Origin of the sequence: Halosolutus amylolyticus, from assembly GCF_023566055.1 — an archaeon.
Taxonomy (GTDB): domain Archaea; phylum Halobacteriota; class Halobacteria; order Halobacteriales; family Natrialbaceae; genus Halosolutus; species Halosolutus amylolyticus.
Map to the genome: position 1 here is coordinate 984,981 of NZ_JALIQP010000001.1, position 20,140 is coordinate 1,005,120.

Sequence of the window (20,140 nt, forward strand, 5' to 3'; positions counted from 1 at the left end):
GCCCGGAGGCATCGTCGACAGCCATGACCGTCTCCACGCCGCCCGTCGAGAACCTCGACGACGACCTGCGATCGCTCGTCGACGGCGTGCTCGAGGGCGATCAACTCTCGCTCTCGCGACTGATTTCGCGCATCGAGAACGACGCGCCGGGCTACCGCGACGCGGTGAAGGTGCTCCACGAGCACACGACCGGCACCAGAACGATCGGCATCACGGGTCAACCCGGCGCGGGGAAATCGACGCTCGTGGACAAACTGGTCGACGCGCTGCGCGAACGCGGTCTCACCGTCGGCGTCATCGCCGTCGACCCGTCGTCGCCCTACTCCGGCGGGAGCGTCCTCGGCGATCGCGTCCGCCAGACCTCGCGCAACGAGGATCCCGACGTGTTCTTCAGATCGATGAGCGCACGCGGACACGTGGGCGGCCTCGCGGCCGCGACGTTCGACGTCGTCCATGCTATGGACGCCTACGGGAAAGACGTCATCCTCGTCGAGACCGTCGGGGCCGGACAGAACGAGGTCGAGATCGTCCGGGCCGCGGACACCGTCTGCGTCGTCGCGCTCCCCGGTGCCGGCGACGACGTCCAGGCGAACAAGGCGGGTATCCTCGAAATCGCAGACGTCTTCGCCGTCAACAAGGCCGACTACGACGGCGCGAAGCGAACGGCTCAGGAACTCCAGCAGATGATCCGGATCGGTCGCGACCTCGAGCGAAGCGACGCGGGCGATCCGGCGGACGATCCGGACACCTGGGTGCCGTCCGTCGAACTGACGGTCGCGACCACCGGCGACGGGATCGCGGACCTCGTCGAAGCCTTCGACGACCACTACGCGTTCCTCCGAGAGAGCGGCGAACTCGAGGAAACCCGTTCGCGGCGGTTCGAACAGGAGGTGCGAACGCACCTGCAGAACGAACTCGAGGACCTGGGCGACGCGATGGTTGCGGCCCACCGCGACCTGTTCGCGGACGACGTCGATCCGTACACCGCCTCCGAGGAACTCGTCGACCCCTTCCGTCGCGCCGTCGAGGGCCACCTCGAAGACGGCTAACCCCGGGAACCCGAACTACTTTTGCGAAACGGTCCGTCCTGTCAACCGGTGTGGCCAGATGAGTGATTCAACTCCGGAGCCCTACGATCGGACGGTTGCACACGAACGGGACGTCACCCGGTACCGCCACTCGTATCCCGACTTCGACTACGAGACCCGCATCGCCGACCTCGCTCGCCGCCTCGAGTCGACCGACGTCGACGCGGCGGTCCTCTCGAACTACGTCGATCTCGCGTACTATGCGGGTACCGGGCAGCCGGCGAATCTCTACGTCCCCGCCGGCGATCCCGATCGCGCCCGCCTGTTCGTTCGACGGGCGGTGGCGTTCGCGAAGCAGGAGGGCGGCCTCCCCGAGGATCGACTCGTGGGAGGCGGTCTCACCGCACTCGCGGACTACGTGGACGCGGTCGACGCGGTGGGGCTTCCCCTCGATGCGATTCCGGCCTCGCTCGCGTCGAAACTCGCGGCCGTCCTGGGGGCCGAGCCGATCGACGTTTCCGACGTCGTCTCGACCCAGCGGGCGGTCAAGGAGGAGGGCGAAGTCGAACTGCTGACGGCGGCGGCCGACCTCTACGAGGTGGCCCACGAGGCGATCCGCAGACGGGCGGCACCCGGCGTGACGGAGAAGGAGGTCGCGGGTGAGGTGATCGGCTCGCTGGTGAGCGCAGGAATGGACGATCGTGTCTTCTTTCGGCGATGGGACGCTCGACTACCGGCGGCCGGACTGATCGCCGCCGGCGACACGCTCCCGCTCGTTTCGGGTCACGCGATGACGGTAACCGGGACGGGTACGAGCCGGACCATGCCCTGGGGACCGTCGAATCGGTCGCTGGACGCCGGGGATTTCCTGGTGGCGGATCTCGCCCTGAACTGGGCGGGTTACCACGGCGACGTCGCCCGGACCTACGTGATCGGATCCGCGACGTCCGCACAGCGGGAGTGGTACCGAACGGTCCGCGAGATACACGAGGCTGCCAGGGCGAGTATCGAACCCGGCGTGCCGGCCGAAGAGCCGTACCTCGCTGCGCACGAGCGCGCCGAGGATCTCGGCGTGGCCGACTGGCTGTGCGGGTACGCGGAGATGCAGGCCCCGTACGTCGGCCACGCGATCGGCCTGGAGGCGGACGAAGAACCGACGCTCGTCCGGGGCAACGAGACGGAACTGCGCGAAGGCATGGTCCTGACTATCGAGCCGAAGCTGATACACCCGGACCGCGGAACGGTCGTGATCGAAGACGACTACCTCGTGACGGCCGACGGAACCGAGCGTCTCTCGACGACGACGCGAGAACTGACCGAAATTCCGGTCGAACGAACCGCACCGTAACCGCCCCTCGCTGCCGTCCGATCCTCACGGTCAGGTGTCTCTCCCCGTCGGATCACTTTTCGCCGTCGATCGGATTTCCCTCCTCGTCCACGGTGTACGTGTCGCCGTTGATGATCGCGGGCGAGTGGACGAACATCGCCCGAAACGTCTCGTCGGCGTCGTCCGGGTTTCGCGGATAGTGCGGCACGCCCGGCGGGATGAATACGAGGTGCTCGTCGGCGTGACACGGGACCGGGTCCCCGTCGACGACGATCTCGCCGCGACCGTCGAGCCCGTAGAAGGTTTCGCCGCTGTAACGGTGGACGTGCCGTGTCACAGACTCCCCCGGATCGACGTGGATGATTCCCTGGTCGAACATCTGGGTGTCCTCCTGGTCGGTGTTCATCAGGAACTGGATCCCGATCCCCAGTCGATCGCGCACCGGGGGGTCGTCGACGTCGTAGAGTTGATACGGTTCTGAGTGGTCCATTGCGGATCGTCCTGCGATACGAACCGGATCGTAATAAGATCCGACCCCGCCCTGCGTCGAATCTCCGATATGAAATTTTATTTGGACTATTACAAACGTATTTGTGTAACGCGGCGTATGACTTCGAACGTTGCGTTTCGACCGATCACGGACCGATTGCCGGCGTCGGGAACGTCGATGGACGATCGAGCAGTAGGTCCCTGGTGTTCTCCTCGGAATTCGTCACGCATAGCAGTCACCGAAAGTCAGCACACACCCGATCGCACGATGACCGTACGATCGATGTGCAATCAGTTACAGGGGCTACGAGACGGCGACAGTGTCGTCCACTGCCACGGTCGCGTCCGGGATTCGGGCCGGTCCGGTGCCGACTCCCGGTGTATTTCTGCCGGGTCACCACTGCCGTGGGTTTCGTTCGATAGTAGCCACTGAAAGTCACTGCACACCTGATCGCAAGGCGGCTTTGCGATCAGTGTGAATCGTTTCAGTTGCTACTATAGCGGCCGGGAGCGTCGATCCGCGGCCCGCGATCGGATCCGTTCGCCGTCAGCGGGTACGCTGATAAACGTGTTCCGTGTAGGTTTCCCCGCCGATGACCGTCTCCTGTTCGTCGACTTTTTCGAAGCCGAACTCCTCGTAGAACGCGTTTCCGGGTTCGTTCCCGGCGAGAACCATCGCCCGTACGTCGTCGACGCCCCGGGTCAAAAGCGCATCCCGTGCGCTCGTCAGGAGCGCGCTCCCGACGCCTCGCCCGCGGGCATCGGGGGCCACGTACACCCGGAGGATGTACCCCGTTCGTTGCTGCCGGATGGCGTGTGCGAACCCTACCGGTTCGTCGTCGAGCTCCGCGACCAGCACGACCGCGTCGTCTTCCGCCAGTTCGGCCTGTATCCGATCGGGATCGTACCACTCGTCGATACCGTCCTCGATCGCTTCGCGGTTGAGGATGTCCGGATAGTCGGTCCTCCACGATGTCTCTGCGATCTCCCTGATCGCGTCGACGTCGGTCGCCGTCGCGCGCCTGAGTTCCATACTCGTACACATATTATGACTCGTGTTAACATGTTAAGTCTTGGCATCCGGTTCCTGACCGGTTTCGTCGGGCGCGGACGGGCTGCCGAGAAACTGGTTCGATCCGCTATCGTTACAAGCGAGCAGTGAGTTGCGTTTAGATATGCTACCGGAACACACCCGGAAGATCACCGCGGGCGGTTGCGAGGACCTCTACTGCGTCGACGTGAACATGTTCGACGTCGAGGAGTTCGGGGCCGTCTACGTTCTCGACGCCGATCGACCGACCATCATCGAGTCCGGAACGGGACGCAACTACGAACGCGTCCTCGAAGCACTGGACGCGCTCGATATCGACCGCGCCGACGTCGAGGTCATCGCACTCACCCACGTCCACCTCGACCACGCCGGTGGCGCCGGATACTTCGCGGAGGCGTGTCCGAACGCGACCGTGAAAATCCACGATATCGGGACGTCGCACCTTGCCGACCCCGAGCGGCTGGTCGAAGGAACCAAACGCGCCGTCCAAGAGCAGTGGCAGTACTACGACGATCCGGTTCCGATTCCCGACGATCGGATCGACGCGATCGGCGACGGCGACGTCATCGATCTCGGCGATCACCGGCTCGTGGTACACGCCGCGCCCGGGCACGCACCCCACCAGGTCGTCTTCGAACATCCGGAGAACGACGCGGTGTTCGTCGCTGACGCCGCGGGACTGTGGGCGCCCGACCCTGGCGTGCTCGCCCCGACCAGTCCGCCGCCGAACTTCCAGTTCGAGCAGTGTCTCGACGATGTCGACACGCTCGAATCGCTCTCTCCGTCGACGATCCTGTACACGCACTTCGGCGCCCGGACGGACGTCGCCGACGCGCTGACTGAATACCGGGAGGTCCTCACGGCGTGGGTCGAGGACGTTCGCGAGGCGCGGGCCGAACTCGAGGACGACGACGCCGTGATCGAGCACTTCGTCGAGCGGACGTCGCTCGACGACGTCTGGGGCGATCACAAGGCGTACCCGGAGGTCCGGATGAACACCCGCGGCGTCCTGCGATACCTCGATTCGCAGGCGGACTGACGCGGCCCCGATCGATCGACCGACCCGTCGGACTTCGTCGGATCCCGGTTCGTCGGCCGCCGGTCGATCGGTGTCGGACGCGTCTCGCCTACCGGCTGGCGACGTCCCGGCGGTCTGCTATTCGATTCCGATGTACTATTAATTATATAAATTAACGGTCGGATGGGTTATACTCTCCAAAAATTTTAATAGCCGATGATTGTATTGCGTTACCATGGCACGAAGAGGTGACCACGTTCGACGTCGTGACGTGTTGAAAGCGACAGGCGCAGCAGGGGTGGGGGGACTTACCGGATTGGCCGGCTGTTCCGCGAGTCCGGGTGACGGTGACGGCGAGTACGATGGCAGCATCCACATCGGAGCCGTCGAACCGTTTAGTGGCGTGTACGCTAACCTCGGGGAGGCGGAAGTCCAGGGGGCCGAACTCGCGATCCAGGACCTCGAGGAGGAGTTCGACGTCGACATCGAGATGTCCGAGGCCGACACCGAGGTCGATCCGGACGTCGGCGTCCGTCGGATCGAGGAACTCACGACGCAGGACGGGATCGACGTCGCGTTCGGCGGCGTATCGTCCTCGGTCGCGATCGCGATGGGCCAGTGGGCCTCGCGCAACGACCTCGCGTACATCGCGTCGGGGAGCCACTCGGACGCGACGACGGGCGAGGACTGCGGCCAGTACATGTGGCGGACGGCGAGTTCGAACACGATGCTCGCACGAACCGCCGGCCAGGCGATGGCGGAGCACGCCGATTCGTGGGCGCTCATTTACGCCGATTACACCTGGGGACAGACGGCTCGAGACGCGGTCACCGCCGCGCTCGAAGAGAATGGCGCCGAGGTAGTCGACACGATTTCGGCTCCGCTGGGGGCGGACGACTACACCTCGGCCCTCAATCAGGCCGAAAGCTCCGGCGCCGAGGCGATGGGCAATATCACCGCGGGGGCCGACACGACGCGCCTGTGTCAGCAGTACCTCGATAGCGGTCTCGCCGAGGAGATGAAGACCGGCGGCGTGTTGCTCGAGGACGAGGTTCTGTGGTCGCTCGGTCCCGAAGGCGTCTCGCAGATGGGCGTCTGGGCGACCGTCTGGGGACCGAGCGTGCAGTCCGGGCAGATGGAGGAATTCGTCCAGCGCATCCGCGACGAGTACGGAACCACCGCCTATTCGCGCCACTACCTCGGGTACCAGTCGGTCGACCAGCTCGTTCGCGCCGTCGTCCGAGCCGAGTCCGTGGCGGCGGAGGACATTCGCCAGGAACTCGACGGGCACGACTACACCGACGTTGGGCTACTTGACGGCACCCAGCAGTGGCGAGAGTGCGACCACCAGAACGTAAAACCGACCTACGCGGTTCGGGCCAGAGACGCGGACGACATGGTCGACGAGGACGGCGAGCGCATCTGGTTCGAAACAGTCACGGAACAACAGGGCGAGGACGTCATGCGATCGTGCGACGAAACCGGCTGCAGTTCCGACTGGACGTAGACGCCGATCGGGTATCGGTCTCTCGTTCGGGTGACCGTAACAACTAACCCTCTCGGTTCTGCATTCATGTGAAAAGGACTCATGGCAAGTACTACACTAGCAGGGAAACGGTGGACGGAACGGACCGTTGCCACGATCACTGGCATGAACACGGTCTGGAAGGTGATGTATCTGCTCCTCGGGCTGTGGATCCTCCTCACGGCCGCGGTCAGCCCGGGGCTGTTCGCAACGCAGTTCGTCAGCGGGCTCGTTTACGGGATGATCCTGGTGATGATCGCCCTCGGACTGTCGCTGATACTCGGATTGATGGGGGTGATCAACTTCGCACACGGGGCGTTCTTCATGTTCGGCGGCTACGTCGCGTTCGCCGTCGTCGCACAGCTCGGACTTCCGTTCTCGGTTGCGCTGATCGTCGCACCGATCACCGTCGGCCTCCTCGGCGTGGTGATCGAGCGGTTCCTCCTCAGGCGGCTGTACGGGACGGAACCGATCAACGGGCTGTTGCTCACGTTCGGGATCGCCCTGATGCTCGAGGAGGCGGTCCGGTACACGTGGGGAAGCGCCCCGCTCGGGTACTCCGCGGACGTCTTCGAGAACCCGGTTCCGCTACTCGTGACCAACGTTGCGGGGATCCGGATATTCACGACGATCGTCGGCATCCTGTCCGTGATCACGATCTACCTGTTGATCGTCCGGACGGATTTCGGCCTCTCGATCCGCGCTGGCGTCCAGGACCCCGAAATGACCGAACTCGTCGGCGAGAACCTGCCGGTGAAGTTCACGCTCCTGTTTTTCATCGGCTCAGCGCTCGCCGGCCTGGCCGGTGTCCTCCGCGGGGCGGAGACGGGAATCGATCCCGGGATGGGATCACTGTTCATCATCCTGGTGTTCGTCGTGATCGTCGTCGGTGGGATGGGGAGTTTCTTCGGGAGCGTCGTCGGCGGCCTCCTGATCGGGACGGCGATGTTCGTGGCACCGACGATGCTGAACGCGCTCGCGACCACGACCGGGCTCCCGTGGCTCTACCTGCCCGGTGCCCGGCGGGTCGTTCCGTTCGTCGTGATGATCGTCGTGTTGCTCGCCAGACCGCGTGGCCTCTTCGGCGAGGAGGGGTTCCTCGAATGAGTCCCGCTCGCCCGTCGCGCACTGGTCGGATCCCACACGCAAACCACAGCTCGATTCGCACGTACCAATGAGCAAGAAGACATCAACGAGGGCGGAACAGTTCAAAAATCTCGTCAACGGGTCGATTACGGTACCCGAACGCCAGGTCGACCTGCTCGTCGTCGGCGCGCTGGCGGCGCTCGCGATCGCGATGCCGACGATCGCGGGCGTGCTGATGGGGTACAGTGGGGTCGCATCGAACGTCCTCATCTGGATGTTGTTCGCCGTCGCGTTCAACCTCCTGCTGGGCTACACCGGCCTCCTCTCGTTCGGGCACGCCATGTTCCTCGGCGGAGCGATGTACGTCGTCGCGATCGTGATGAACCAGCTGGGCCCGGTGATGATCGTCCTCGCGATCCCGCTGGCGCTCGCGCTCGCCGGCCTCGTCGCCTACGGGATCGCCCGGCTCATCGTCGAGAAGGGGGAGATTTACTTCGCACTTCTCACGATCGCGTTCGGCGAAGTCGTCTGGTACATCGCGAACTCGGACCCCGGCGGCCTCACCGGCGGCGACGACGGCATCGCGAGCGGGCTCCTGCCGCCCCTCGTCGAGTCGTACCGCGGTCAGCTGAGCGTCTACCTCGGGTCGTTCGCTGTAGACATCTACTGGCCGGTCGCAGCGGTGTTCGTCGTCGCGACGTACCTGTTGTTCCGGATCGTCCGATCGCCGTTCGGACGCACCCTCCTGACGATCCGCGAGAACGAACAGCTCGCCCGGAGCATCGGCGTGAACACGCGGCGCTACAAGATCCACACCTTCGTCATCAGTGCGGTCTTCAGCGCCCTTGCCGGCGTGTTGCTGGTGATCGTCAACCAGAACGTCGCGACGAGTTACCTCTTCTGGGAGACCAGCGGCGAGGTGGTGATGATGACGATCGTCGGCGGCATGAGTAGCTTCGCGGGACCGATCTTCGGCGCGTTCCTCTGGTACCTCGGTGCGGAGTTCCTCAGCGGGTGGCAAGCCATCGGCGGCCTGCGACACTACTGGCAGTTCGGTTTCGGGCTGTTGTTCGTGGCCATCATCCTGATCGACCCGCGAAACGGCGGCTGGGGGGCGCTCAAGAACAGTGTCCGCTGGGCGGTCAACAAGTACTTCGGAGGGAACTAGCATGAGCACACCACCACAATCTGACGCGGAGCCGATCCTCGAGACCCGCGGACTCACCAAGAAGTTCGGCGAGATCATCGCCAACGACGACATCTCGATCGACGTACGGAACGACGAACTCCGATCGATCATCGGTCCGAACGGTGCCGGAAAGACGACGTTCTTCAACCAGATCGCCGGCGTCCTGCCGTCGACCGAGGGTACCGTCCACTTCAAGGGACGGGACGTCACGGACGAACCGATCGAAGAACGAGCCCAGCTCGGTCTCGGCCGCGCGTACCAGAGCAACGAACTGTTCTTCGAACAGACGGTTTTCGAGAACGTCCGCGTCGCCGCCCAGACAGCAGAGATCGGCGAGTTCAGCTTCGACGTGTTCTCTCGCGCCCGGAACTTCAAGGCCGACCGGGCCGAGGAACTCCTCGAGCGGCTGTACCTTTCCGACGAGCGGAACACGGAGGCGAGAAACCTCTCGCACGGCGATCAGCGCCGTCTCGGGATCGCGATCGCGCTGGCGACGGAGCCCGATCTACTGTTGCTCGACGAGCCAACGAGCGGGATGGGGCCGGAGGCCACCGAAGAGACGGCCTCGCTCATCAAGGAGCTCCGGGACGAACTCGACATCGCGATCGTTCTCATCGAACACGACATGAGCGTGGTGATGGGGATCAGTGACCGGATCACCGTCCTCTACGACGGTTCACACGTCGCGACGGGCGATCCGGAGACGATCCGGGCGAACGAGGAAGTACAGGAGGCGTACCTTGGCGGTATGAAAGAGGAGGAGCTAGAACTATGACTCTCGTCGAAATCGAAGACCTCTGTGCAGGGTACGGCACCGGACAGGTGCTGTTCGACGTATCGATCGACATCGAGGAGGGGGAGATCGTCTCCCTGCTCGGACGCAACGGTGCGGGCAAGTCGACGACGATGCGGTGCGTGGCCGGTGCGGAGCCGCCCCACGTCCTGGACGGCAGCATCCGGGTCAACGGCGAGGACATCACCGACACCAAGACGTACAAGCGCGCCAACAAGGGCATAGGCTACGTCCCGGAGGAGCGTCGCGTCTGGCCCGGCCTGACCATCACCGAAAACATCCGAATGGCCATCAACAACACGACCGATCCGCTGGATATGGACCGGGTGCTGTCGTACTTCCCGCGACTCCAGGATCTGGAGGACAAGGCGGCACGAAACCTGAGCGGCGGCGAACAGCAGATGCTCGCCATCGCCCGCGCGCTGGCGAGCAACCCGGACGTCATGTTGATGGACGAACCGAGCGAAGGGCTTGCACCCTACATCGTCCGTGACGTAGAGGAGGTCATCACGACGCTGAACGAGGAGGAAGGGCTCACGATATTCCTCGTCGAACAGAACGTCGTCATGGCGATGGACGTCAGCGATCGCCACTACTTCATCGACCAGGGGCAGATCGTCGACGAGATGACGCCGTCGAAACTCAAAGAGCGCCCGGAGGTCCGCCAGAAGTACCTGAGCGTGTAGCGGATCGGCGGGAGCGACGCGTTTTCGAGTCGCTTTTTCTCAGTTCGGTCGCGTTTTCGAGACGATCGTCCGATGTCGGGCTCCCACGAGTCGGTTCTGGCCCGTGAAAAAGAACGTCGGAGTCCGATCGGTTCGGCGATGACCGGACGTTACGCGGCCGTCAGTCGTCCTGTGCGGCCCACGCGAGGAACAGTTCCTCCTTCGAGGTGAGCCCCTCGTCCGGGAGCGCGTGTTCGGCGACGTAGCTGCTCGCCTCGTGTTCGTTGTCCCACATCGCCTGGTGGGCCGTCGGGAGGTCGTCCCAGTCGACGACCTCCGGCTCGGTCAGGTCGATCTCGCCGGCGTCGATCGCTTCGTTCAACTGTTCGACCTCGTAGGCGTTGCTCAGGTGCGTCCCCAGTATCTCGGCGGTCGGCATCAGCACGTCCCGCTGGCGCATCCACACCTGCGGCGCGTACATCGAGTAGCGATTGTCCTCGAGGTCCTCGCTGTAGACCACTGTACCGGTGTGTGGCTTCGTGAGCATGGTGCTCACGAAGAGCGCGTCGTGGTCGGCGCGCTCGAAGACGACGTCGGGGTAGCCACGCGGGTTCTTCGGCGTCCGGAGGTGTTCGCCCACCGCCCGTCCGAGCGGCTTGAACACCTCGTCAGTGAACTGCTGGACCGTCCGCCTGAACGTCTCGGGGTCCTCCTGTGCGTCCGGCAGGTCGGGGAGCGTCTCCGGCCAGCGGAAGTCGTCTTCCCGGCGTTTCAGTCCCTCGATGCTGACGGTTCCTTCCACCGCGTCGCCGTAACCGAGCGACTCGACGAACTCCTGCTGTTCGTCTGTGTACGTGACGACCGCGATGCGTGCGCCCGCCTCCCGGGCGTCTTCGATGGCGCGCAGTCCCGTCTCGTCGACGACGTCGTCGTCACCGGTATCGGTGCCGTAGTAGACGAGCACCCCATCACCGGAGCGGACCGCCGCGCGTTCGAACATCTCGCTCGGCGTTGACGCCCCTGGCTTGCCGAGGAACGTCAGGTAGTAGCCGGTCGACGCGCCGTAGAACGTGAGCTTGCCGCCCTCGCCGAGTAACTGGAACGTTCGCGGGAACGACAGTTCGCCGGCGTGGCTCACGGCGTAATCGGCGCGCTCGCCGCCGTGCTGTTCCTCGAACGCCTCGACGAACTCCCGGCCGTTCTCCTTCCACTCGTCCCACGTCTCGGGGTCTTTCGGGATCGGCCCCCAGATATCGTCGTACGGGTCGTCGGTCCGATCGATCGCGTCCGCACCGAGGGTCTCGATGCGTTCGGCTCGCTCGTCGCTCGAGCACAGGCCCGTGACCGCGACGTCGTTGCGAGTCGCCAGCTTCGTCGTTTCCCAGCCGGTGCCGGTCGAAGCGCCTTCGACGAACATGGACGTCCGGGGGTCGATGTCGAGCGTCGTGAACAGCGCTCGCCAGACGGTCCCCGTCGCGAGGACGTACGCGCCTGCCTGCTCGATCGTCGCCTCCTGGGGGATGGGGAGGACCTGCGGCGCCTGTGCGAGCATGAACTGCTGGTGGCTCCCGTTGGGGCCCTCGTATCCCTGAATGGAGAACCCGGCGTACATGGGGTCGAGCCCCATCGTCGGGGACAGCAGGTCGCTCTGCCCCGAGTAGATCGTCACCAGGTCGCCGACCGCGATTCGGCCCTCGCGTTTGACCGCCTCGCCGGCGTCCACGACGAGCGCGACGCCCCCGCTCCCCGTGATGTGGTAGTCCTGGTCGTGGGAGTCGAACTGACTTACCGGAACTCCAGTGATCGCCCAGATGTCGTTGAAGTTCACCTCGCTCGCGAGGACGTAGACCAGCACCTCGTTCGGTCCGGGCGCTTCGACCGGCACGATCTCCTCGACCTCCGCCTCGTCCGGATCGCCGTGGGCGGCTTCGCCGGTTTCGTCGTCCTTGACGACGGCCTGGGCGTACTGGTAGTCCGGAATCTCGTCGACCCCTGGGAAGAAGGGTTCACCCGGCGGAAGCAACTCGCCGGCTTCCTGAAGCGTCTCGATTTCGTCCGACGAGGGGCTCTTTCGCTCCCGGGTCGGCAGCGGTTCACTCGCGTTGTCGAGGAACTTCTCGATTCCCGTTTTTCCGCCGACGGGATCGACGACGGCCTCGGCGAAGTGCGTCGCTTCGCTCTCCAGTCCGGCCTCGATCCCCTCCTCGAACCCGGTCCGGATCGCCTCGATCGCGCGGTCGAACGCCTTCGATCGACCCTCGCTCACGTGCTCGCACTGGGTCCGATTGCGCTCCACGATCGGATCGTCGAGCACGTCCGCCGGGAACTCGCCGGGTTCGTTCCAAGCCGATCGCTTCCGCAGGCGCCGATCGCGAGCGTCTGCGAGCACGCTTCCGTCGTCCGCGATGTGCTCGCGAGCGAGTTCGGACGCCCGTGCGCGGGCGGTCCGATCCGTCTCGAGTTCGTCGACGAGTCCCATCTCGTGTGCAGTCTCGGCGTCGACGTTCCGACCGTTGGTGATCATCTTCACCGCGTCCCTGACGCCCTCGGCTCTGCGGCTCTCGCCCAGCAGGCGCGGCAGTCGCTGCGTCCCGCCGTATCCCGGAACGAGGTTGAGATTGAGTTCCGGTTGGCCGAACTCGGCGTCCTGATCCGCTACCGAGTAGTGGGCGGCGAGTTGCAGTTCGTTACCGCCCCCGAGGGCCGATCCGTTCACCGCGGCGACGACCGGAACCGATAGCTCCTCGATCCGACGGAACGCCTCGTGGGCCTTGTTCGGGAACGAGATGGCCTCGTCGAACTCGTGAACTTCATCCAGGAACTGCTCGATGTCCGCTCCGGCCACGAAGTTACGCGGGCCGGCGCCCGTTATCACGACCGCGCCGACGTCCTCGCGGCGATCGAGGTGCTCGACGACGGTGTTGAGTTCGTCGAGTGCGCGCTCGTTGAGCGCGTTCACGGGCGGGTTGTCGATCGTGACGGTCGCGATCTGTTCGTCGGCGTCGGCGCCCCGGACGGCGTTGTACTGCACCGTCACGTTCCGGTACTGTTCGAGGATCTCCTGTTCGGCGGCGAGGTCCTGGCGCCGTCGCCACTGCTCGCACTTGGGCCGGACGTGGTCGATCGATTCGGGATTCTTCAGCGTGGTCGTGTCGCCGATGTCGTCCCCGTTCAGCATCGCCGTCAGCATCCGGCGCATGTACTTCCCGGAGCGGGTCTCCGGGAACTCCTCGACCTCGATGAACGTCTCGGGAATCGCCGTCACGCCCTTCTCCTCCCGGACGAGACGGGCCAACCGCTTCTCGGCCTCGTTCGTCAGTCGCTCGTTAGGCTTGGTCTGGACGAACGCGACGGGCGTCAGTCCCTTCTCGTGGTGGTCCGCACCGACCACGACCGCGTTCGCGACGGGGGAGTCGGGGTTGACCTGCTTGTCCTGCAGGATCGCTCCCTCGATCTCCTCGGTCCCCATCCGGTGGCCCGACACGTTGATGACCTCGTCGGACCGTCCGTGGAGGCTGAACGATCGGTCCTCGTACTTCTTCGCGAAGTCCCCCTGGAGGTAGGCGTACTCGCCGTCCTTCCGGACCCAGTAGACGTCCTCGAACCGCTCTGCGTTCCCGCTCCAGTTCTCTTTCCAGCCGTCCGGATCCCAGTTCTCGAGGTCGCCCCAGACGTACCGCATCAGGTACGGGTAGGGTTCCTCGATGATGATCTCGCCTTTCTCTTCGGTCTCCGCCTCGCGCCACGTGATCGATCCGTCCGGGTGTTCCTCTTCTTTGACCCAGACGTTGCCGAAGATCCAGGGCAGCGGGTAGTTGTGCGCGTCCGGTCTGAGTTCGAAGTCCTCGTTGCCGAAGAAGTGCGTCCAGGCGATGCCGCCGTGTTCGGTGGCCCAGTAGGAGTTGATGTACCACTCGCAGATCTCCTCCATGCCGAACTCCTGGACCGCCGGACTCACCGGTTCGGCACAGAACGTCGCGACGCGTAGCGAATCGGTGCTCCACTCGCGCACGTCGCTCACGCTCTCGTCGTCCTCCATGATCCCCTTGAGGAAGGTCACTCCCGCCTTGAACACCGTCGCGCCGTACCGCTCGATGACGGAACTGAACCGGCCGGCGTCGGGGTAGACGGGTGCGCCCTCGAGCAGGATGCTCGTCGTCCGGGTCGACAGCGAGGCACTGATGAGGTAGGACTGGCCCGTAATCCAGCCGGGATCGGCGATGACGAACATCGTGTCCTCCCCCGGGACGACGTCGAACGAGACCTTCATCGTGTGGGCGATTCCAGCCGTGTAGCCGCCGTGGACGTGCACGACCCCCTTCGGCTTGCCCGTCGACCCGCTCGTGAAGATGACGAACAGTGGATACTCCGCGTCGACCGGCACGGGACGAGCGGTCGCCCACAGCGCCCGCACCAGTTCCCGGTCCGGGAGGTCGTACAGGTCCCCCATCGTCTCGACGTCCGCGCCGGCGTCGCGAGCGTTCGCCAGCACGTCCGCCTGCGCGTCGTCGATCAGGTCCGACGACCAGTCGTCGCGGTCGTGCATCTGGATCTCCTGGCCCGTGTGCTCGACGACGACGACTCGCTCGACCCGTTCGCCGGAGTCGACCAGCGCCCGAGCGATCTCGGTCCGGATTTCGGACTTCTCCTCGCCCGAGAGGTCGTCGAACTCCACCAGCGCGTTCCCGACACCGCGCATGGCCTGGCCCCGATCGACGGTCGCTTCGCCGGCGATCGCCTGGTCGACGCCCTCGAGAATGGCGTTCGCGTGGTGGTCGTCGACGTCGAGGTCGACGAGCGTCCGCCCGACGATATCCGTCACCGTCTCCACGGGAAGGTACTCGTCGAGCGCGGGATCGGCGTACTGTTCCTTGTACGGAACGACCTCCGCGTTCCGGTAGCCGCCGTCGCTCGTGATCAACACGTCGGCACCGAGTCGCGCGATGCGATCGGAGAGCGTCTTGTCGCTGAACCCGCCGAACACCGGCGTGTAGACGATCCCGAGACGCTTCGCCGCCTCGGTGTAGTAGATCTGCTCCATGATGTTCGGCATGTTCAGCGCGATCCGATCGCCCTTCTCGAGCCCGAGGTTCCGAAGCACCTGGGCCGCGGAGACGACGTTCACGAGGAGTTCGCGCCGGGAGATGTCCTTCGACACGACCGGTCCGCCGCGCCCGTCGTTCTTCGACTGGTCCCACCTGTCGCCCTCGAAGTGGAACGCCGTCTCGTCGCCGTGGCCGGCGAGGACGTGACGATCGATCTCGTTGAAACAGGCGTTGGTGAGGCCGCCAGAGAACCACTCGTACTGGGGCGGCGACGAGTCGTCGAACGCCACGTCCCACGGTTCGTGAGATTCGGCGTACTCCCGTTCGACCGACGAACCGGTCCCGTCCTCGTATCCGGTCCAGGTTTCCTCGTCGTCGCTCCAGGACAGCCACTCCCCGTCCGACTCGTGGTACCAGTGCAGTTCACGTTTCGCGATCGAACCGTGAAATTCGCCCGGATCCTCCTCGACTCGCTCCCGCATCGCCTTCCAGTCCTCGCCGGTCCGAATCGGATTCGATCGAATCGATCTGTCGATACTTGACTCTTCTCCGGCGAAATTCGAACCCGCCATTGTACGAGTCACATCATGAACCTGCTAGGCAAAGAGTATTTCGTGAGACAATCTCTAGGAGGGATCTTTCCGGGCCGAGAACGGTCGTCTATCGCGACTGCTGTTCGATCGCTGCCCGGTATCGCCGGCGATACGTACCCGATCCATCGATCCGACCGGCCGTCCGCGAGTGCCGTTCGCCAGGTTCGCAACCGATCGACCGGGATCACGTCCGCTCCGGACCTCCAGCGCCGGTACACGACGTCCGCGTACTGGACGGCCGGTCCACCGTCGGCGGTCGGCCCACGTTCGAACCGACCGTCGGCGCACGTCGGCACCGACGGAAGTCGAACTCCGGCGTCCGATCGATTGGCGGTGTATTCGACATATACAATCACCTATACTAAGAACTATCTAACTACACTTTGACTATAAAATATTGTCTCATATCTACGGCCGATCGGCTCGGCGTTCTCGGTCGGAGTCGTACCATCGACGACTGCGTCGTCGATCGGTATCGCTTTCGACTCGCTGCCGAGTTACTGGAGGTGCCTCTCCTCTAACCAGCGATATTGTCCCTTCTGTCCATTAAACGCGCTATTCCGTTCGCGTTCTCCGGACGACAACGATCCGGATCGTACTCCTGTCGATCGAACACCTCCCCCTTCGCTCGGACCGTTCTCTCTCGTGTCTGGACTGGTGTTCTCCCGACTAGATCTCTGGTAACGTATTTCTACCATTTCTGAATGTATAACGTAGAATTGGTAGATCGCGATACTCGATTTCGACGACCGCGGAACGAATTCGCGGTTCCGGTCACGTGTCCCGTTCCGCGTGCCGTCGATCGCTCCCGCGACGACACGTATCAAATTATCGTCGCAACCGAGCGTCGATGCACACCTGATTGCAGGACAGATTTGCGATCGATGTGTAAGTCGTTTCAGTTGCGACTATTATCTATTGAATTGACATTATGCGCTATTGCTGTTCTTTCACGATTGTTCCCGATCGCGCTCTCGCTCAGTCCTATCGTCCGAAAGCGCACGTCTCCGGGATGTGATAAACGGGACTACAGGTGCGATCAGTTTCATCACGTTTTATCGCTCGGGAGGTACTGTCACGCGTATATGAACTGGCGGGACGCCGAACGGGAGTACGAGGACGAGGTGACCGGGGAGACGACGCTCGGACGGATGTTCGAGAACGCGGCCGAGCGCAATCCGAATCGCCCGGCGCAGAAGTACAAGGGTGGCGTCTACGACCGATCCCTGACCGAGTCGGTGCTGCCGGCCGCTTCGCCGGGGGAGTTCCGGCCGATATCTTACACGGAGATGCGTGGAATCGTCCGCAACCTCGCGGCGGGCTTTCGCGACCTCGGCGTCGAAACGGGCGATCGCGTCGGCATCTTCGCGAACACCCGGATGGAGTGGGCGCAGTCTGACTTCGCCCTGCTCTCGGCGGGCGCGGTCGTCACGACCGTCTACACGAGTTCCTCGCCGGATCAGGCGCGGTACCTGCTCGACGACCCGGACGCGAGCGGGGTCGTCGTCGAGAACGAGGAGATCCTCGAGCGCGTCCTCGAAGTCGAGGACGATCTCAACCTCGAATTCATCGTCTCGATGGACGAATTCGACGGCTACGACGATCGCGACGACGTCATGACCCTGGCCGACGTCCACGATCGGGGTGAGGCGGCGTTCGACCTCGAGACCTACGAGACGTGGGTCGACGAACCCGAGATGGACGATCTGGCGAGCATGATCTACACCAGCGGGACGACGGGCAAGCCGAAGGGGGTCGAACTGACCCACGCGAACTTCCGCTCGAACGTCACCCAGATCCGCAAGCGGTACGGCCCACGGCCCGACAAACCGGACGACGTACCGGTGATCGACGAGCGGGTCCAGTCGGTGTCGTACCTGCCGCTGGCCCACGTCTTCGAGCGGACCTCGGGCCACTTCCTGCTCTTCGCCAGCGGTGCCTGCGTCGCGTACGCGGAGGATCCGGAGACGCTCCAGGAGGACTTCGGCACGGTCCAGCCGAACACCGCCACCAGCGTCCCGCGGGTCTACGAGAAGATCTACGACGCGATCCGCGAGCAGGCCAGCGAGTCGTCGGTCAAGAAGCGCATCTTCGAGTGGGCGACCGACGTCGGGGTGGAGTACCAGCAGGCCGACGACCCCGGCCCGATCCTGGGGGCGAAACAGTCGCTCGCCGACAAACTGGTGTTCTCGACTGTCCGCGAGGCGCTCGGGGGCAACATCGAACTCCTGATCAGCGGCGGCGGGAGCCTCTCGCCGGAACTCTGTCGGCTCTACCACGCGATGGGGCTGCCGATCTACGAGGGGTACGGACTCACGGAGACGGCGCCGGTCGTGACGGTCAACCCCCCCGAGGAGCCGAAGATCGGCACCATCGGGCCGGCGCTCCCGGACGTGGAGTTGCGGATCGACGAGTCCGTCGCCGACCAGGAGGCCTTCGACGACCCCGGCGAGGTCGGCGAACTCCTCGTCAAGGGACCGAACGTCTTCGAGAGGTACTGGGAACGGCCCGGTGCGACCGATCGGGCGTTTACGGAGGACGGCTGGTTCCGCACCGGCGACATCGTCCACCTGCGGCCCGACGGCTACGTCGAGTTCCGCGATCGGGCCAAGCAGATCATCGTCCTCTCGACGGGGAAGAACGTCGCGCCGGCCCCGATCGAGGACGCCTTCGCGGCCAGCGAGCGCGTCGAGCAGGCGATGGTCGTCGGCGACGGCGAGAAGTTCATCGGCGCGCTCATCGTCCCGAACACGGAGCACGTCCGCGAGTGGGCCGCCGAGGAGGGGATCGACGTCCCCGACGATCCCCAGGCGTTGGTCGACCACGACCGCGTCCGCGAGTACATCGAAGCGGAGGTCGATCGGGTCAACGAGGACTTCGAGAAGCACGAGACGATCAAGCAGTTCGAACTCGTCCCTCAGGAGTTCACCGAGGAGAACGACATGCTGACGCCGACGATGAAGAAGAAACGCCGGGTCATCATGGACCGGTTCGAGGACCGGGTCGATCGGATCTACGCCGAGGCGTAACCGGCCCCTTCGGCTGTCGGCATCGATCGAACGAGATCCCTTCCGCCGTCGGCGCCGATCGGCCGCCCGCCCGTCGCGATCGGACGGTTTCGATCGTCGCAATCGTCCGCAAGCGTCGGAACTGTTATCCGTGTGATGGTGGCGGGACCCGGACAACATGGCGTTCGTTGCCGAGGTGACGGTCCCGCCGGCGGCGGTCTCGTTCGGCCGCGTGCTCGATCGTCACGACGACCTGACCCTCGAACTCGATCGCGTCGTCCCGACCCAGCACGGGCGCATGCCGTTCGTCATCGTCCGGGCCGACGATCGGTACGACCGGATCGAAGGCGACATCCGCGCCGATCCGACGGTGCGGCGTCTCGAATCGATCGAACGGTTCGAGGACGGTCGGCTCTACCGAATCGAGCGAAACGGCACGGTCGGGGCGTTCGCACGCGCGATCGTCGAGTCGGGGGCCACGGTGACCAGCGGGGTCGGCGCGGGGGAGGCGTGGTCGTTCGAACTCCGCTTTCGCGATCAGGGGCGGGTCGAGCAATTCCAGGCACGCACCCGGGAGAACGACGTCGACCTCGAACTCGATCGGCTGCGGACGACGCTCGAGGTCGATCCGGCGTCCCGGTACGACCTCACGGAGAAACAGTACGAGACGCTGGTGACGGCCGTCGAGTCCGGCTTCTTCGAGACACCCAGGCAGGCCACCCTGGCGGAACTCGGCGACGAACTCGACGTCTCGAAGGCGGCGGTTACCGGTCGACTCCGCCGCGGACTCACGAACCTCCTCTCCCAGACCGTCGTACAGTGTGCCGAACGGGGAGCGTGACCCGCCGTGGGCGGCGTCCGATGTACCCTGTGATAAACGTCCGAAGCGGTGAAGACGCAGTTTCATCGCCGGACGACGTGTAGGGGACGGTGTGAGTCCCCCGTCCGATCCCCGGCACGTCGAGGCTGATCGTCCATGACTGGATCGCGTGCGCCCCGCGAGGAGTGGCCGATCCGTACCGCGGTGAGGGACGACGAGGACCCGTCGATGGCTGTGCTCCGGGCCGTCACCGAGGCGTCAGGCGGCGATCCGACCGAGACCGCCGTCCTGTACGACACCGTGGATCCGGCGGCGCTCGATCGACTGTTTTCCGACACGAACCGATCGACGCGGCGCGGCGTCGTGCGGTTCACGTTCGCAACGTACGACGTTCGACTCGTCGACGGAGAGGTCGTCGAACTCCGCGAGCGGTCCTGACCGTGCGTCGTCGGCCCGACAGTGCCGGACCGGCGGCGTCGGTATCCAGCAGTGCCACGGCAGCG

The 20,140-nt window shown here is 64.6% G+C and carries 14 protein-coding genes; 11 read left to right on the plus strand and 3 right to left on the minus strand.

Annotation, left to right across the window (positions count from 1 at the left end; genetic code table 11):
- Nucleotides 1-23: 23 nt before the first annotated feature.
- Nucleotides 24-1,049 carry a methylmalonyl Co-A mutase-associated GTPase MeaB gene (gene meaB / locus MUN73_RS04735; protein WP_250139289.1) on the plus strand — a complete coding sequence of 342 codons (1,026 nt, stop codon included), beginning with the start codon at nt 24-26 and terminating at the stop codon, nt 1,047-1,049.
- 58 nt (nt 1,050-1,107) lie between these two features.
- Nucleotides 1,108-2,376: a M24 family metallopeptidase gene (locus tag MUN73_RS04740; protein ID WP_250139290.1), complete on the plus strand. Its 1,269-nt coding sequence runs from the start codon at nt 1,108-1,110 to the stop codon at nt 2,374-2,376.
- A gap of 52 nt (nt 2,377-2,428) precedes the next feature.
- On the opposite strand, the gene MUN73_RS04745 is transcribed toward MUN73_RS04740, so the two are convergent.
- Nucleotides 2,429-2,845, minus strand: a complete 417-nt coding sequence (locus tag MUN73_RS04745) for a cupin domain-containing protein (RefSeq protein ID WP_250139291.1) — start codon at nt 2,843-2,845, stop codon at nt 2,429-2,431.
- A gap of 546 nt (nt 2,846-3,391) precedes the next feature.
- A complete protein-coding gene (locus tag MUN73_RS04750) occupies nt 3,392-3,877 on the minus strand; it encodes a GNAT family N-acetyltransferase (protein WP_250139292.1) in 486 nt (161 codons plus the stop codon).
- Nucleotides 3,878-4,019: 142 nt separating this feature from the next.
- Here MUN73_RS04750 and MUN73_RS04755 point away from each other — a divergent pair, with 142 nt between their 5' ends.
- From MUN73_RS04755 to MUN73_RS04780, 6 genes are all read left to right on the plus strand, one after another.
- Nucleotides 4,020-4,934 (plus strand): MBL fold metallo-hydrolase, encoded by a 915-nt coding sequence (locus tag MUN73_RS04755; protein ID WP_250139293.1) that lies wholly within the window; start codon nt 4,020-4,022, stop codon nt 4,932-4,934.
- A 214-nt stretch (nt 4,935-5,148) separates the two neighbouring features.
- The gene (locus MUN73_RS04760) at nt 5,149-6,420 is read left to right on the plus strand and encodes an ABC transporter substrate-binding protein (RefSeq protein ID WP_250139294.1); all 1,272 of its coding nucleotides are present in this window, start codon (nt 5,149-5,151) and stop codon (nt 6,418-6,420) included.
- Nucleotides 6,421-6,501: 81 nt separating this feature from the next.
- Entirely contained in the window at nt 6,502-7,545 is a 1,044-nt protein-coding gene (locus MUN73_RS04765) for a branched-chain amino acid ABC transporter permease (protein WP_250139295.1), read from the plus strand.
- 67 nt (nt 7,546-7,612) lie between these two features.
- Nucleotides 7,613-8,692 carry a branched-chain amino acid ABC transporter permease gene (locus MUN73_RS04770; RefSeq protein ID WP_250139296.1) on the plus strand — a complete coding sequence of 360 codons (1,080 nt, stop codon included), beginning with the start codon at nt 7,613-7,615 and terminating at the stop codon, nt 8,690-8,692.
- 1 nt (nt 8,693) lies between these two features.
- The gene (locus MUN73_RS04775; protein WP_250139297.1) at nt 8,694-9,488 is read left to right on the plus strand and encodes an ABC transporter ATP-binding protein; all 795 of its coding nucleotides are present in this window, start codon (nt 8,694-8,696) and stop codon (nt 9,486-9,488) included.
- A complete protein-coding gene (locus tag MUN73_RS04780; protein WP_250139298.1) occupies nt 9,485-10,192 on the plus strand; it encodes an ABC transporter ATP-binding protein in 708 nt (235 codons plus the stop codon). Before MUN73_RS04775 ends, MUN73_RS04780 begins: the two co-directional genes overlap by 4 nt.
- Before the next feature lie 160 nt (nt 10,193-10,352).
- On the opposite strand, the gene MUN73_RS04785 is transcribed toward MUN73_RS04780, so the two are convergent.
- Nucleotides 10,353-15,698: an AMP-binding protein gene (locus MUN73_RS04785; protein ID WP_321575754.1), complete on the minus strand. Its 5,346-nt coding sequence runs from the start codon at nt 15,696-15,698 to the stop codon at nt 10,353-10,355.
- Nucleotides 15,699-16,894: 1,196 nt separating this feature from the next.
- Here MUN73_RS04785 and MUN73_RS04790 point away from each other — a divergent pair.
- The 3 genes from MUN73_RS04790 to MUN73_RS04800 all read left to right on the plus strand — a co-directional run bounded on the left by MUN73_RS04790 (nt 16,895) and on the right by MUN73_RS04800 (nt 20,075).
- On the plus strand, nt 16,895-18,838 hold the full coding sequence (locus MUN73_RS04790) for an AMP-dependent synthetase/ligase (protein ID WP_250139300.1): 1,944 nt from the start codon (nt 16,895-16,897) through the stop codon (nt 18,836-18,838).
- Nucleotides 18,839-18,995: 157 nt separating this feature from the next.
- Complete coding sequence (locus MUN73_RS04795) at nt 18,996-19,658, plus strand: helix-turn-helix domain-containing protein (RefSeq protein WP_250139301.1); 663 nt, start codon at nt 18,996-18,998, stop codon at nt 19,656-19,658.
- Between the two features lie 135 nt (nt 19,659-19,793).
- The gene (locus MUN73_RS04800; RefSeq protein WP_250139302.1) at nt 19,794-20,075 is read left to right on the plus strand and encodes a HalOD1 output domain-containing protein; all 282 of its coding nucleotides are present in this window, start codon (nt 19,794-19,796) and stop codon (nt 20,073-20,075) included.
- Nucleotides 20,076-20,140: the final 65 nt, after the last annotated feature.

Coding starts and splice junctions, on each gene's coding strand:
- MUN73_RS04755 (WP_250139293.1), top strand. CDS start 4,020: ATGCTACCGGAACACACCCGGAAGATCACCGCGGGCGGTTGCGAGGAC.
- MUN73_RS04770 (WP_250139296.1), top strand. CDS start 7,613: ATGAGCAAGAAGACATCAACGAGGGCGGAACAGTTCAAAAATCTCGTC.
- MUN73_RS04740 (WP_250139290.1), top strand. CDS start 1,108: ATGAGTGATTCAACTCCGGAGCCCTACGATCGGACGGTTGCACACGAA.
- MUN73_RS04790 (WP_250139300.1), top strand. CDS start 16,895: ATGAACTGGCGGGACGCCGAACGGGAGTACGAGGACGAGGTGACCGGG.
- MUN73_RS04785 (WP_321575754.1), bottom strand. CDS start 15,698: ATGCGGGAGCGAGTCGAGGAGGATCCGGGCGAATTTCACGGTTCGATC.
- meaB (WP_250139289.1), top strand. CDS start 24: ATGACCGTCTCCACGCCGCCCGTCGAGAACCTCGACGACGACCTGCGA.
- MUN73_RS04795 (WP_250139301.1), top strand. CDS start 18,996: ATGGCGTTCGTTGCCGAGGTGACGGTCCCGCCGGCGGCGGTCTCGTTC.
- MUN73_RS04750 (WP_250139292.1), bottom strand. CDS start 3,877: ATGGAACTCAGGCGCGCGACGGCGACCGACGTCGACGCGATCAGGGAG.
- MUN73_RS04745 (WP_250139291.1), bottom strand. CDS start 2,845: ATGGACCACTCAGAACCGTATCAACTCTACGACGTCGACGACCCCCCG.
- MUN73_RS04765 (WP_250139295.1), top strand. CDS start 6,502: ATGGCAAGTACTACACTAGCAGGGAAACGGTGGACGGAACGGACCGTT.
- MUN73_RS04775 (WP_250139297.1), top strand. CDS start 8,694: ATGAGCACACCACCACAATCTGACGCGGAGCCGATCCTCGAGACCCGC.
- MUN73_RS04780 (WP_250139298.1), top strand. CDS start 9,485: ATGACTCTCGTCGAAATCGAAGACCTCTGTGCAGGGTACGGCACCGGA.
- MUN73_RS04800 (WP_250139302.1), top strand. CDS start 19,794: ATGACTGGATCGCGTGCGCCCCGCGAGGAGTGGCCGATCCGTACCGCG.
- MUN73_RS04760 (WP_250139294.1), top strand. CDS start 5,149: ATGGCACGAAGAGGTGACCACGTTCGACGTCGTGACGTGTTGAAAGCG.